Origin of the sequence: Campylobacter concisus, assembly GCA_002092835.1 — a bacterium.
Taxonomy (GTDB): Bacteria; Campylobacterota; Campylobacteria; order Campylobacterales; family Campylobacteraceae; genus Campylobacter_A; species Campylobacter_A concisus_K.
The window spans coordinates 49,451-63,915 of the sequence record LVWL01000001.1; the positions used below are offsets into that span (position 1 = coordinate 49,451).

Here is a 14,465-nt window from a genome sequence, read left to right on the forward strand (position 1 = left end):
TTTTATGTTATTAGCTTGTCCTATCTAAAGTGCTCTTTTATGATGAGCATAACCCCTATATTTTTATTATTTTATTTTCTTAATTTCATACTAGACTAAATTTTTAAGAGAAAATCCAGAAGCTACAAAAATTATATTATATATTTCATAGTATTTTTAAAAAACACGCATTTTAGCGGCCTGAAGCCTACCGAATTCCTTGTTTTAGGCTGTGAAATTTTATAAAATAACCTTAAAAGATATTTAAAGAGCAAGTCTGACAAAAATTTTTATGGCATAGGATTTTTTGAGTGGCTTCTTCTTAGATTGGGAGTAAATTTACGTGAGTTCTGAAAAGATAAAAAAACGCAAGGTAACCAAAGTCATAACTAAAAGACTTAGGCTAAGTAATGCAGAATGGTTGGTGATTAATAATAAATTACAAGAAAGTGGCCTAACTTTCTCAAAATTTGCCCTAAGAGCTATGTTGTCTAAGCAGATTTATGCACCAATTATAAGGGAACTTCTAATTGAGCTATCTAGACAAGGACAAAACATAAACCAAATAGCCACCAAATTAAATAGTGGGCAAAGCCTAGATAGAGTTGGTATTGAGATCATAGCCGACGATAATAAGATCTTACATAAAATTTATGAAATATTGGGTAAAAAATATGTTTCTTGATTCGCCTTGTATCAATACAAATAAAGGCACTAGTGATGCTAGTTAAATTTCTTCGTACTTATACTGGTGGTGGCCTTGGGAGCATAAATTATCTTTTAAATGAGAGAAAAGCTGCTGGAACAGCAAGAGTTATAAAAGGTGATGAAAATTTAACTAGAGCTATTATAAAAGGCATCACCTATAAACAAAAGACCTGTTTTGGTGTTTTATCATTTGAAGAGAGGCATGACTTTTTAACTGAAGAGCAAAAACTAAAAATTATTAAGGATTTTGAATATGCTCTTTTGGGTGAATATATGCTTGAACGTACAAATGTATTATGGGTAGAACACTCAGACAAGGATGGACGGCTTGAGTTAAATTTCCTTATCCCTAAGATAGATCTTGAAACAGACAGGTCATTTAATCCTTATTTTGCCAAATATGATCAAACGAGAATAGATCTAATCAAAAAGATCATTAACGATGAGTATGGACTATCAAGTCCAGATGATCCAGCAAAAGAGCAAACTATATTGTCTAGCAAGAAAAACATCAATCATTATAAAAATTTAGAAGAGCTAGACCAAAAGTTGCACGATCTGGTTAAGCAAGGCTATATTAAAAATAGAGACCACATGATTGAACTTCTTAAACAAAATGGTATCGAAATAACCAGGATCAACAAAAAAGGCATAACGATCATACTGCCTACTAAAAAAACAAAAAATCGTCTAAAAGGAGGAATATACGATGCAGACTTCACCAGTGCTCAAAGACTTGGAGAACTCAGCCAAAGCTCAAGCAGAAGAATTAGAGAATTCCATGATAGAAATACACAAGCAGAGTGCAGAGAAAATAGGCGAAAACTTGAGGAGCTTATTGCTAAAAGAGATAGATTTAATCAAGAAAGATATGTCGAAAGAACTTCAAAAAACAATATCCTTGCATCACAAGGACAGATCGGTGATAATCTCGCTATCAGCGGCTACCGCACTAATTTTGGGAATAGCAATTGGCTGGGTAGTGCACGCAATGATATTAAAGGAAGAAGTAGCTTGGACGATACCAAAACAATGGAGATACAGCCAACCTACTGCGGACAAGACCCAGAGGGAGTATTACATATCGATTCCAAAAGACAAAGAGATAATAGAGAACGAGAGCAGGAAATTTATATTAATGAAAATGGAGTAGAGGATGACAGCATTAGAGAAAGCATTGCTAGAAGAGAACGAGCGCTTGACGAAGACGATCGAAGACGAAAGGAGCAAGCACGAATTAGAAACAATGAATTTGCAACAAGACTGCGAGAAGAAGCTCGCGATATTACAGACAAATGTGACAGAGCTAACAAAGAAAGTCAAGAGCTTGAACAAAGATTGCAACGACGCCTTAACGGAATCTTTGCAGCAACAAAGAGATATGTACGAGAGTTCAATATCTTGCTTGGAAGAAAAATTAGAAAATTTAGAAGAAAAATTCCAAAATTTGAGAGAAGAATACGAGAGCTTACAGATAGAGCACAAGATGCTACAAGAATATGTAGAGAATTTATAGAGGAGCGTGAATACTCCCAAAAAGCCAGCATATATCACCATGTGGGTGATGTATGCAAGGAAAAAACTCAAAGTCTAGATATGTTTTAAACGTAGAGACTCTACTAAGTTTATTACATAATCATCTCATTTATTACTTCCAAACATTATTTGTTACGTTGCCATTTTAAAAATATACTAAAATATATTTTGTAGATCATAAAAAATAATTTAGTCTAATTATTTTTGTTCTTATGGCTGCCTTTAATCAACTTAAGCTTTTATTAAAAAAGCCTATCTTGCATGGCCACTTTAATAAAGAAAATATTTTTTAAGCGTGGGTCAAGGGAGCGGCAAGCTATCCTTGCGAGCCTCTATGGAGATGCAAATGGTAACATTTTGTAGCTACATAGAGTATGCTCGCCCTAATATCTGAATTGAATTTTGGCGCATACTGGAATTAAATCAGTCCCACCAAAGAATGACTTAGTAAAAGTAAATTTTTGTAATTTTTGTGATTGGCATATTTGTCACTTGTTTATTTTGACTGATAAATTTGGATAGTCAATTATTTTATGGTTACTTTAATTAAAACTTAAAAAGCAAGAAGCTAGGAGGCAAACCACGAATGATATTAGCATCTTAAGCACCAATATAAATTCATACACTAAGCAACAGCACAAACAAGGCAGGTCTGCAAATTTTAGTGATATTTTTAACCAAAAGACCAAAGAAAAGATTAGCGAGCCAAACCTGTAACAACTTGTCAAGGACTTTCTAATCATTTTTATCATTTTTTTGATGTTTTTCACTCTCAATTTCTCTAAGCATTATGCGTTTCAATTTGTCTTGCATTGTTTCAGTAGTATTTTTATTAAAATGTACAACAACTTCATAGGTAGTTTTTCCAATCTTCTTTATTGTTTTTGTTTCTGTATTATTTTTTTGCATATCATCATTCCTTTTCTTGCAATTAAAAAGCGATTAGAATTTTTTTACTTTTCCAATCGCTCTCATTCATCTATTAAGTTTTGTGCTTTCTTCAGCTTTTCTTTGCTCTGTATTTTTCTTCTATCAAGTCCCGTTATCCTAAGAGGTAAACACATCTCGATTATCCTTGAATAAATCCTGCCAAGCATTATATCTTCCTGTTCTTTTTCTATATCTTTGAAATTAAGGTTAGTAGTTATAATGGTTGGTCTTGCCTTTAGGTATCTTGCATTGATTACATTGTAAATTTGCTCTAAGGCATATTCTGTATTTCTCTCTATTCCAAAATCATCAAGAATTAGTAGGGTAGGGCTTGTTATCTATTCGATATATTCGTTTCTATCAAGATTAAAGCCGCCTTTTTGTAAGTCGTTTAATATCTGTGCAAAGTTCCTCATTTTTACTGTATGGCTATATTCTGTAATTATAGCGTTGGCAATAGCACAAGCTACATAGGTCTTGCCACTTCCTACATTTCCGTAAAGTAACAGTCCAACATTATCTTTTCTCATTTCTTCAAAATGTTTTACATAGTTCTTTGCTTTTTTGATGATTTCCTTATCTGTATCTTCATCGGCATTTTTAAAGGTGTAGGCTATTTGATTTTTGGATATAAAGCAGCTTTGTCTCAACCTATCTTGTTTTAACAGTTTTTTCTTGTTCAGCTCTATCTCTATCACATTTACAAGCCGTTCTGATAATCATAGGCTTATCCAACATCGGAATTACCTTACCGTCTATTCTTTCATTACAAATCTTGCAATAGATATGTCCGTCTTCTTCATAGTGAGTATCTTTGTTGTAGATAAAATCTGTCCCTTGAATTTTTGTAGTAATCATATTTTCTTTATCATTCATAATTTTAGTCTCCTTTTCTACATCAGGCTCTATAATGCGTTTTTAAGGCTTATTTTTATCTTAACCATAGTCTGACACCTCTTTTATGATTAAACCCTTAAAAACACCTTTTATAGGCTGTCGCTGTCTTCATAGTTGGTTGAATAGGTTCTATGGCTTTTATTTTGATTATTTTTCTGTGATAGCTTTTCTTTATCCTGTTCATACCAATTCATACCAATTAAGGATTGTTACATAGTGGTCTTTGTAGTCTGTGCCTTTACTTTTGATATATCTTAATAGCTTTTCAGTCATTGTATCTGTATGACCTTTCAGCCTATCTTTTAGATTTTGGTATTTTTCATCGGTTAAATGAATATTTTGATACTCTCCATAAAGGGACACTGGGGCAACCTGTTCTATTCTCCTCTTATCTAATCTACCCTTAACTATACTATGCGGACAAACGGTTGACACTTGGTTGTCATTTGGTATACCAAGATTTTCAACCTTGATATATGCTCCATTTTCCGTTTGCGTTATACTTTGCTTTTCTTCAAGATACATCGTTTCTTTTCGTCTGTCATTTCTGATGTAGTTATTTATCTTCCAATAGGTAATGACTATAACCCCTCTTTAAAAGACAATTACAAAACCTTTTGTAATTAGAATCTTTAAGTCATCATCATCTGCCCTCATAGATAGATGAAAATACAGGCATTGGCTACTTAATGGCATATCCAAAAATAAGTCGCTATCCACTATCTTTATTGAAAACATCCTTTTATCTGCCATTTTTCTCTCCTATCTTTTGTTATGAAAATGTAGCAACAAATCGTTACTCCTTTTATCTTTTAAGGAAGTCGTGTTTCACTACCCCCTTTGATTAGTACTGTCTTTGATTTAGGTACACTCCCATTTTGGGAATGTGGCATTTGTCATCTTCTTATTTTTCTTTTGTTGTTTTAGATGTCGGTCTTAAAAATACTTTTGCTTTTCTATAAACTGAATGAGCGTTTTGAAACGGTACAATAGAAAAAGCCGACTATACTTTTAACTTTTGTTGTTTCAGTATGTCGGCTTAATGTAAGCTATCTGTTTCAAATTTTTATTGTCAAGGGTGAGCGATAGTGAATGCGCTTTACCCTTGATGATAAAAAAGCGAATGAATTATATTCAGTTGTCTTTTGCCTTTAATACGGAAAAATGCTTCGGCTTTTTTCTTTGCTCCCCGCAAGGGTAAAAGCACCGCAGGTCGCAAGGACACCTAAAGGGTGTATAATTGCGCCCTTAGAAAATCTAAGGGAATTACAATTATACTATGTCCTTGCGTTTCTTAGTCTTTTTGAAATGCTCTTTGCAAAATAGCCTTTATTTCTTCATTACTTTTCTCGCTTGCTCCCTCAATTAAACTTTCTAAGATTGCTCCTCGCTCTATCAATCTATGGTTTCGCTTTTTTCTTTCTTCAAGGCTCGTTTGCTTTCTGATTTTCTTTTCCTGATTTTTAAGCTGAGATAGTTTCTTTTCATATTTTTTTTCTTCTTACTTGCTTTCAATCTTTTCTTTTACTTTTTCTAATTCTGTTTTTATTGTCCATAAATTTCATCTCCTTTCAAGTTTTTTTCATAAGAAAAGACGATAGATGTTTTACTTTCTATCGTCTTGAATCTGTATTATTCAGCTCGACAAACTGAAATTTGACTTACTTCTTGTATTTCTCAACGATTATGCCTGCTACAATACCTACAATAAATCCCGCCGTAGTAACAGCCGAAAACTTAAACTTACCCCAAAGAGAAGGAAGCGCAGAAATCGCAAGTGCATACCAAAACAGATTACTACTGAGCAACCAACCATATAAATAACTATGCTCACCAGTTGGAATATTAGTAAATAGCCAACCAATCAAGTTGCTCTCACCAATATATCACCAGATATACAGCTATGTATCCCAATGTTATATAAACATTTTTCTTTCTCAAGTATAATCACAATCCTTTGTCAAACGGGAATTTTATTCTCCTGTCACTCGTTTATAGGATCATAGTCGGAAGGGACAGGTGCTACTATACTTACAAAGATGATATCCTCATCTCCAGTATTTTTTGCTCCGTGGCAGGAGTCTTTCTTCGATACTATGACATGGCCTTTCTTGAATGGAACCTCTTCATTAGGCTGGGGGTAGAATATTCCCTCTCCCTGAAGGACGATCCATATATCGTCGGAATTGTGGTGATAGTGCTTTTGCAATGTCTGACCGGGTTTGATAACCCAGACCGATCCGCCTGTAGATTCTGTCTGATAAAACGGTGTTCTGACAGCCTTTTCCGGATCCTCTTTTTTTACAAGGTCCATGCAATAGATTCTCTGTTCGCTCATGATTATTTGCTCCTTTGTATTCCATAGTTTAATCGAAAAAATTCGATTTAATGATATACCGACAAATTCTAATTTGTCTACTTCTTTATGTTTTTTAATCGCTCATCATAATATTCTTCTACAAATTTATGATTTTGGTGTTTTTCAATTTGCTTAGTGATAAGCTCTATCATTTGCTCATTTTGTTCTACTGTGTAGTTGAAATTTTTCCAATGAGAAACATTGTCTAAACATATTTCAACCAACTTTTCAAAGGTTAATACCCTTTCATTATCGGAATAATATGTTTCTTTTATATTTTTTGTTGTTGTAACTTGTATATTAGCCTCATGAAGTATCAAGAGTTGCTAAAAACATTTCTCTTGCACCTGTTCTTCCCATTTCTTCAGGTACTTCTTGCCATCTTTCTCTTAATGTGGTTTTTGCACTAATTAAGACAGTATTTCTCTTATTTACAATGTATTCTAAAACACCCGGAGAAACTAAATCTACCAATTTACCAAGACCTTTATTGACAAACTCTTGTTTACCTATATTACCTTGACTGTCAAGTGGAATCCCTGCACCAATCAAAATGAGTTCTATAATACTTTCAAATTCTTTACCTGCTCTACTCCTCCTACTTTGAGTATTTGACAAAGTCAAAGCATATATATGTTCCGGAAATTCTTCCACAAACCAAGTAATTGCCTCTATTGGTGTAAGAGTTTTGATATACTCATCATCAACTAACTCTTTTAGCATTTTTGAAGTAAAGTCTTTTTCTAATGGCTGAAATTCACTCCAACAGCTATTTCTAAGTTTTTCAACAACTTCACTTGCATTACTTAAAAAGAATTCTTTAGGGGCTTTGTCGTATCCTAATGTAATAAAATTATCATAAACTAAGTCATAAGGCTGTTTAAAGCCTTCTTTCCTTTTTTCTTTAACTAAGTTTTTATATTCATCAAGAGAAATATTTGCCATAACTCTTTTCCTTTCTTGAAAAATTTTCTTCTATATGGTACAATAGTGTCAAATAGAGGACAGTTAGTCCTTGAAATAACATATATAAATATAAACTTGAAATAACATATATAAAAAGGATAATATATATGAATATTATACCACAAGTCATAGATAATTCCCCTGCTATTTTAATAAAAAATAAGCGTATCAGATTACAAATGACTTAAAAAGAATTAGCTGATGCTGTTGGTATGTCCAAATTCGGAGATAGGACAATTCGCAGATGGGAAAATGGAGAAAGTCAGCCATCGTCCATTGAGCTGAAACATATTTTATCATTTCCTGAAAAAGTACCTTTCCCCAATAATGAAAATGCCCCCTATAAAATCATTGATTTATTTGCCGGAATTGGTGGTACAAGGCTTGGATTTTACCAAACAGGTAAAACAAATGTCGTATTCAGTAGTGAAATTGATAAATTTGCAGTAAAAACATATAAGGCAAATTTTGGTGAAACTCCTTTTGGAGATATTACAAAAATATCTGAAAAAGATATTCCTAATCATGATATTATTGTCGGTGGTTTTCCTTGTCAAGCATTTAGTCAAGCCGGTAAAAAGCTTGGTTTTGAAGATACTCGTGGAACATTATTTTTTGAAATTGCAAGAATTATTAAAGAGAAACGACCTAAGGCATTTCTTCTTGAAAATGTCAAAAACCTAAAATCTCACGATAAAGGTCGTACCTATAAAACAATAGAAAAAACATTAAAGGATTTAAACTACGATGTTCATTCTATTATACTTAAAGCAAAAGACTTCGGTGTTCCACAAAATAGAGAGCGTATTTACATTGTTGGATTTGATAAGGATAAAATAGATAACTATAAAGATTTTTCTTTTCCAATTCCTCCCTGCCCAGATGTTTCTGTGGGAAATATTTTAGAGCAAAATGTTGATACTAAATACACCATTTCAAATGCACTTTGGCAAGGTCATCAACGACGAAAGAAAGAACATAAAATAAAGGGAAATGGATTTGGTTACACATTGTTCAATGAAAACAGTCCTTATACAAATACATTATCTGCAAGATATTATAAAGACGGGAGTGAAATACTTATTGAGCAAAAAGGAAAAAATCCACGAAAACTAACACCTCGTGAAGCTGCAAGACTTCAAGGCTTCCCCGAAAACTATATCATTCCTGTAAGTGATACTCAAAGTTACAAACAGTTTGGTAATTCTGTTGCCGTTACTGTTATCCATGCAATTGCAAATAACATAATTGATATACTTGATACCTGTACTAAAAAAGAGATTAACTAACTTCAATCTCTTTTTTCTAACTTATTAACTTGTATACCTGCCCTTTTCAGAACCTTTAATTTTTCTTGTTTTCTCTGTTCTCTCCTTGCCTTATACCTTTCCTCATATTCCTGTTGTTTTCCATTTACTTTACGCTTTAAGTAGTTTTGATGAAGTCTATCTTTTCTTTCCTTGATTTTTCTCTCTTCTTCCTCAATTTTTAATCTTTCTTCTTCTTCAGTCAATTCTTCTTTTGGTGGCTCATAGTTACCGATAAAATTAAAATATATCTCTATTTTTTTGCTTTGATGTTTGACTACTTTTTCTATTCCTTTCATGAACAATAATCTTTTCTACAAACTCATTTATCATTGTAGTTGTAAGTTCATCAAAATTTTCATATCGGCTTATTAGAGATATAAACTTTTTCGCCTTATCTGTTTCTTTTTCATATCTTAATATTGCAAACTCTAAGTCTTTAATTTCTTTGCTTAAAGCTATTTGCTCTGTTTCATATTGACTGTTAAGTATCTCATATCTATTACTTGGTATTTTTTCAAGTATCATATCTTCGTAAATACGGCACATCAATCGTTCAAGTTCCTGAAGTCTGTTTTTACTTTCCATTAATCTTATTTTTGTCTTTTCTATCTCTACTTTTTCCTTTTCTTCCATTTCATTTTAAATGGAACGGATAAAGGCTTCGTGATCTTCATCAAGATATTTTTTAATGTCTTTTAAGGTTTCCTGTATAAGGTTTAAGACTGCTTCCGCTTTTATCCTGTGAGTAGATGGACAAAGCGTTCCACAGGGTACTTTCGTGTAAGCACTGCAAGTGTAGTAGGGAATATTTTTGTAATTACTTGTTCTATGAACATACATTTTACTGCCACAATCTGCATAATACATAAGGCCCAGTTAAAGGGTGATATTCTCCCCAACCATCGGGATACCTTTTTACATTTCCTCTTATCCTTTGCACATTATCAAAGGTTTCTTGGTCTATAATTGCCTCGTGGGTATTTTCAAATATCAGCCAGTTTTCTTCAGATACATATTTGCTTTTCTTATCCTTGAAATGCTTTCTTGTTTTGAAGTTTACAGTATGACCTAAATATTCCTGTTTCTTTAAGATACTTACAATTGTAGAACTGCACCAACGATAAGGATGTTCAAACACTTTGCTTTGATGTAGTCCATATCCTAATTTTTGCTGATGGTAAGCAGGTATATCTACTTTTTCACTTTCCAATATCTTTGCTATTCGATACGGACCATTGCCTTGCATGGTCAGATTGAATATTCTCCTTACTATCTCCGCTGCTTTTTCATCTACAATCCACTTATCTTTGTCTTTTTCATCTTTGATATATCCATAAGGTGGAGAGCTTGCCGTATGCTTTCCGCTTTCCCCCTTTGACCTGAATGTAGATTGTATTTTTCTTGAAGTATCTCTTGTATACCATTCATTCATAATATTTCTAAAAGGGGTAAAATCATCTTCTCTATAAAAGCTATCTACATTATCATTGATAGCAATGAGCCTAACTCCCTTTTGTCTTAAGATTTCCATACATTGACCGACTTTAAGATAGTCTCTGCCAAGTCTACTCATATCTTTTACGATTATACAACCTATTATATTACCTTGATTAACTCCGTTCATCATTGCCATAAAGCCCGGTCTATCAAACTGTGTTCCGCTTATTCCATCATTTGTAAAATGTATGATGTTGCTTAAATTATTTTTACCTGCATATTCTTCAAGGATTTTCTTTTGATTTACAATAGAATTGCTTTCTCCTTGAAGTTCATCATCACGACTTAATCTCTCATAGAGTGCTGTTATCTTTTCATAATTCCTCATTTTTACCCCCTTTCTCTTAGTTTCTTAAATAAAAAAGAATTAAGAAGTACATATTTCACTAATATAGTGATTAAGTGTTCTCCTTAATTCTATTACTCCAAGAGCCAGCTAAATTTACTTATACTATTCCCTCTCAAAACAGTCTCGTCTCTTTAAATTTTAATGACCTTCAAGCTTATGGCTACACAGTGGATAAAGCAGGTTTTATGGGAGCTGATTTTAACAAAGCCGCAGGCTTGCCAAAGGACTTTAAAATCCATAAAAGCACACTTGATGAGCTTAGTAGATTTGCCGAGCGCAACCATGTGCTAAACCGCATCAAAAGCAAAGACGAGCAGATAAAGATCTTTGATAACATCGATATGGCTGACACCATAAAGCACTACTACAGACTATTTGATCAAATGACCTCTGCTTTAGGCGATGATAAAAAGAGCTACACCCTTGCAGATATAGGCAAACTACCAAAAGGCTACAGCACAAAAGGCACTCGCTATGATGCCAAAGGACACCTACTAAAAGATCTATCAAACTCTACTATCTCAAACATCTACTCTAGCACTGATGAGCTAAATAGCACTAAATCTCTTAGCAAAGAACTTTCAAGTGCAGGCGTTAGGCTCATAGTAAAAGAGGTTGATTTTACGATGAGCGAAGCAGGCGATGAGTTTAGCTTCAACCCTGATATGTCGGTATATCAAGCAGATGAAGGTTACAGCAAAGAGGCTCTTTTTATGGGATTTTTGCGCAGCTCTAGACCGCTACCAAGTGATAGTGCAAAGACTAAGCTTAGCAGTGCTGCCTTAAATGATATCTCAAGCACTGGAGAGCATAAAGAGTATTTTGTGGATTTTGAAAAAGTGGGTAAGGATAGTGAGAGCATAAAAGCGCTCATAAAAGAAAGACTTAAAGAGCTAACACTTTTAATGTATGCAAGATCAAAGAACATTAACGCAGAAAGTGTTACCTCAAACGAATATGAGAAATTTAAACCAACTAGCGAGGATATAAATTCTCTAGCAAATTCTTGGAGTGAGAGGATAAGCTCTATTAGTAAGACTTTTGTGTAGAGATAAGTCATATATAAACTAAATCGCTAAAAGGTCGATTTAGTTATTGATTATACTCTAGCCCATAAAAGCATTAAACCTAAGTAGGTTGAATTTATATTCTTTAGCTGAATGTGTGTTAGTGTATAAAACAGCATTGCTGGATAGGTGGTAGCAAGATGCTCTAATGCAAATTAATACCATAAAAAGAATTAAAACCTATGAAAGAGATGCTGGAATACCTAAACAAAGTGAGACCTTAGCAATGCTTAATAATATAACCTATTCGCCAAATCTAAATAACAACTCACTATTTGAAGGAAAAGAATTCGCAAGTAGAGTTAATTATAAGAAAGTGATGGGCAATAGCACAAACTTTACTGGAGCTTTTAAATCCTACAATGATGATAAACAAACCATTTGGGGCAAAAAATCAGATAATGATCTAGAAGGACAAAAGATACGTCAAACTTTAGAAAGATTTGGTGTGTCTTTTAGTAATGAGGGTCGCGAGCTCCTTGAATCGTCTAATATAAGTGTGGATGAATTTATTGAGAGATATTCTAAGGTTATAAATAGGGGTATGCCGCAAGAGGTTGGTGACTATGGGCTAATGGATCAAAAAAGCGATCATGAAGAACAAGACAATCAAACTGACACGCAAAAACAAGAAGCCTTTAAACCTATGCAAGTAACTAAAAAATTTAAAACTTATGATATGCAAGCCGATGAAAAATTTAAAGAATTTTACAAATTTATAAAAACTGAATTTGATAATGGCGAAAGTATATTCGAAATTTTAGAAAAAGTCGCAAATAAAAAAGTGGATAAAACCGTATAAAAGGACTAAATTTAGAGCAATCATTGCTTTCTACAATAAAACAAAGTAGCTATTTTTTATTCATCAAGCCATCTTATTTAAAATTTGCTTCTTATCTATCTTTTGCATAAGCTCTAAGACATCTATGCCTCTTTTTTCTTTGAAATTTAAAAGCTCTCTTGCATAGAGAAATTTTTGATCCTTGTTGATATCATAGGTCTCATACTTCTTCTTAACCTGCATAGGTTTAAATTTCTTCTCGCTTTGCTCTTTGGCTAAATTTGCATTGTATTCTTGCTCTTCTTTGTGTAGTTTGGCTAGAAATTCTTTATGCTCTTTTGTAGTTTTTTCTACATCTTCTCTATAAAGCTTCTTAAACTCTTCTATGTTTAGATCAGCTCGGCTAAGTAGAGCTGAGCCTTTTTTACTTGACATCGCATCATCAGGCAGTGATCGCATAAAATTCTCTAGCTCCGTTTCTTCTTCTTTTGTGCCAAGACCAACCATCAGTCCAGATATTGTTGGCTTGCCATCTACTGAGTAGGTAAGTAACCAGTCCATGTGTCCTTGTAAGACACTAATCTCGAGCTCTTCCATGTTTTCTGGATATTTTGCTATCAGCGCACGTCTTTGCTCGATAGTAAAATCATATTTCTTAGAAAGCATAGTATCTATCTTGTTTATAGTATCCGTTATCCAGCCCTCTTTACTTTCATCTATATCAATAAATTTTGGCAATACTTCTGCAAGTGGTTTGTGCATTAGTTTATCTATTAGAGCCTTTTCTTGCTCCTTTGACATTTTTGCATTTTCTTTTTGGATAGTGTTATCTTGTATTGGTGTATTGCTAAGTCCGTTTATGCTAGTTATCATTTTAACTCCCCCTTACGCCTTTATATCAACATCTCTTTTTATACCAAGCATATCTACTAGATATTTTCCAGCTGGGTTTTCATTTAGCTCTTTTACTAAATTTAAAGGTGGCATGCTAAATTTTAAAAAGCTATCCATAAAGTCTTTGCTCTTTTTGCCATCTTTGTCTATCTCACCAAAGAGTAGCTTTAGCATTTTTAGATTATGCTCCATCATCTTTTTAAATGATAGTTCGTCTTCTTCATATCCCCTACGTCTATCTTCAGGAGTGCTGACAAAGCCACTTTGTAAGTCGATATAGATAAAGTCTCTTTTAGATCTAATGTGATCTTGCATATATTTAGGCATACCTGCTATATCGTTATCGGTAGCATTTATAAAGCCAGGTCCAAATTTCATCTCGCCCATAAGTTCAAACAGCTCAAATGCCCTACTAAATTCTTTGCTATCTATGCTCTTATCAAAGCCTTGCTTCTTTCCAAAAACGGTAGTTTCACCTTCTTTGACGTCAAGGTTGCTATTTATAACTGCTGCTAAAAGTCCGCCTTTGGTTATTGAGCCATCTTTATTTGTATATCTTTCGCCGTGCAGATCGATAAAAACACCACTTCCCACACTCTCCTTGCCGCCATTGTTGTTGTTAAAGATATCTGTTGTTGGCTTTAGTGGCTGCCTGCCATCTCCGCCGCTAAAGCTTGGGTTGAAAAAGAGCGTGCTTATCATCTGCTTATTTGACTCTTTGTAGTTAAAGCTAGAAGCAGCTGCATCGAAGTCATAAATAGAATTATGAATTTTTGTTACTTGCATACTTTGGCGGTTATACTCAAAGCCTTGAGGGAAATTTCTTATCTCATCTAAGCTAAAGCTTTCTTTTGAATTTAGTATATCTTCGCCAACTACTTGTGAGAGGATTTTATAAGCATTGCCAGCAGTCTTTGCTATATCTATGCTTTTAAAGGTGCGACTAAAAAATGAAGTCCCCTCTGCAACATTTACTAACGACTCCAGCGTGCTTGAGTGAATTTTATAATCACTTGGTATGCCAGCTTGCTTGTTAAACTCATCTGTAAAGTAGCCATCTTTATCTACCTTGTAGCCTAAAACTAAAGACCTCGTTTGGTTGGTAGAAGCTTTGGTTGATACCTTTATGTTCTTCTCTAAATTCAAGGGGTAGCTACCAAGTGCGTTTATCATCTAATATCCTTTTAGCTTC

The 14,465-nt window shown here is 33.7% G+C and carries 11 protein-coding genes and 5 pseudogenes; 5 read left to right on the top strand and 11 right to left on the bottom strand.

Translation table 11 applies throughout. The features are described from left to right. Positions 1 to 322 precede the first annotated feature (322 nt). On the top strand, positions 323 to 664 hold the full coding sequence (locus A3835_00250) for a hypothetical protein (GenBank protein ID ORI10792.1): 342 nt from the start codon (positions 323 to 325) through the stop codon (positions 662 to 664). Positions 665 to 699: 35 nt separating this feature from the next. After that, positions 700 to 2,292: a mobilization protein gene (locus tag A3835_00255; protein ID ORI10793.1), complete on the top strand. Its 1,593-nt coding sequence runs from the start codon at positions 700 to 702 to the stop codon at positions 2,290 to 2,292. A gap of 666 nt (positions 2,293 to 2,958) precedes the next feature. On the opposite strand, the gene A3835_00260 is transcribed toward A3835_00255, so the two are convergent. From A3835_00260 to A3835_00295, 8 genes and pseudogenes are all read right to left on the bottom strand, one after another. Beyond that, entirely contained in the window at positions 2,959 to 3,132 is a 174-nt protein-coding gene (locus tag A3835_00260) for a transposase (protein ID ORI10794.1), read from the bottom strand. 359 nt (positions 3,133 to 3,491) lie between these two features. Further along, positions 3,492 to 3,851 (bottom strand): hypothetical protein, encoded by a 360-nt coding sequence (locus A3835_00265; GenBank protein ID ORI10795.1) that lies wholly within the window; start codon positions 3,849 to 3,851, stop codon positions 3,492 to 3,494. Beyond that, positions 3,805 to 4,029 carry a hypothetical protein gene (locus A3835_00270; GenBank protein ORI10796.1) on the bottom strand — a complete coding sequence of 75 codons (225 nt, stop codon included), beginning with the start codon at positions 4,027 to 4,029 and terminating at the stop codon, positions 3,805 to 3,807. The genes A3835_00265 and A3835_00270 overlap by 47 nt, the downstream gene beginning before the upstream one ends. 110 nt (positions 4,030 to 4,139) lie before the next feature. Further along, positions 4,140 to 4,803: pseudogene (locus A3835_00275) on the bottom strand (replisome organizer). Positions 4,804 to 5,344: 541 nt separating this feature from the next. Next, positions 5,345 to 5,599 (bottom strand): annotated as a pseudogene (locus A3835_00280) (hypothetical protein). 112 nt (positions 5,600 to 5,711) lie between these two features. Further along, a complete protein-coding gene (locus A3835_00285) occupies positions 5,712 to 5,918 on the bottom strand; it encodes a hypothetical protein (GenBank protein ID ORI10797.1) in 207 nt (68 codons plus the stop codon). Between the two features lie 116 nt (positions 5,919 to 6,034). Further along, positions 6,035 to 6,388, bottom strand: coding sequence for a cupin (locus A3835_00290; GenBank protein ORI10798.1), 354 nt, complete (start codon positions 6,386 to 6,388; stop codon positions 6,035 to 6,037). A gap of 77 nt (positions 6,389 to 6,465) precedes the next feature. Then, positions 6,466 to 7,354, bottom strand: a pseudogene (locus A3835_00295) (restriction endonuclease). A gap of 128 nt (positions 7,355 to 7,482) precedes the next feature. Between A3835_00295 and A3835_00300 the strand changes: the two are divergent. Then, positions 7,483 to 8,664 (top strand): annotated as a pseudogene (locus A3835_00300) (DNA cytosine methyltransferase). A 2-nt stretch (positions 8,665 to 8,666) separates the two neighbouring features. Here A3835_00300 and A3835_00305 read toward each other — a convergent pair. Then, positions 8,667 to 10,510 (bottom strand): annotated as a pseudogene (locus A3835_00305) (recombinase TnpX). Positions 10,511 to 10,716: 206 nt separating this feature from the next. Here A3835_00305 and A3835_00310 point away from each other — a divergent pair. Together A3835_00310 and A3835_00315 are read left to right on the top strand one after the other, a co-directional pair. Next, the gene (locus A3835_00310; protein ID ORI10875.1) at positions 10,717 to 11,580 is read left to right on the top strand and encodes a flagellar biosynthesis protein FlgG; all 864 of its coding nucleotides are present in this window, start codon (positions 10,717 to 10,719) and stop codon (positions 11,578 to 11,580) included. 562 nt (positions 11,581 to 12,142) lie between these two features. Next, positions 12,143 to 12,400 carry a hypothetical protein gene (locus A3835_00315; protein ORI10876.1) on the top strand — a complete coding sequence of 86 codons (258 nt, stop codon included), beginning with the start codon at positions 12,143 to 12,145 and terminating at the stop codon, positions 12,398 to 12,400. Between the two features lie 63 nt (positions 12,401 to 12,463). Here the strand turns inward: A3835_00315 and A3835_00320 are convergent, their stop codons facing one another. After that, complete coding sequence (locus tag A3835_00320; GenBank protein ORI10799.1) at positions 12,464 to 13,252, bottom strand: cell surface protein; 789 nt, start codon at positions 13,250 to 13,252, stop codon at positions 12,464 to 12,466. 12 nt (positions 13,253 to 13,264) lie between these two features. Further along, entirely contained in the window at positions 13,265 to 14,446 is a 1,182-nt protein-coding gene (locus tag A3835_00325) for a hypothetical protein (GenBank protein ID ORI10800.1), read from the bottom strand. Between the last annotated feature and the right edge of the window lie 19 nt (positions 14,447 to 14,465).

Excerpts from the sequence above, each read along its gene's own strand:
- A3835_00255 (ORI10793.1), top strand. The coding sequence starts at position 700 with ATGCTAGTTAAATTTCTTCGTACTTATACTGGTGGTGGCCTTGGGAGC.
- A3835_00260 (ORI10794.1), bottom strand. The coding sequence starts at position 3,132 with ATGCAAAAAAATAATACAGAAACAAAAACAATAAAGAAGATTGGAAAA.
- A3835_00270 (ORI10796.1), bottom strand. The coding sequence starts at position 4,029 with ATGAATGATAAAGAAAATATGATTACTACAAAAATTCAAGGGACAGAT.
- A3835_00290 (ORI10798.1), bottom strand. The coding sequence starts at position 6,388 with ATGAGCGAACAGAGAATCTATTGCATGGACCTTGTAAAAAAAGAGGAT.
- A3835_00310 (ORI10875.1), top strand. The coding sequence starts at position 10,717 with ATGGGAGCTGATTTTAACAAAGCCGCAGGCTTGCCAAAGGACTTTAAA.
- A3835_00315 (ORI10876.1), top strand. The coding sequence starts at position 12,143 with ATGCCGCAAGAGGTTGGTGACTATGGGCTAATGGATCAAAAAAGCGAT.
- A3835_00320 (ORI10799.1), bottom strand. The coding sequence starts at position 13,252 with ATGATAACTAGCATAAACGGACTTAGCAATACACCAATACAAGATAAC.
- A3835_00325 (ORI10800.1), bottom strand. The coding sequence starts at position 14,446 with ATGATAAACGCACTTGGTAGCTACCCCTTGAATTTAGAGAAGAACATA.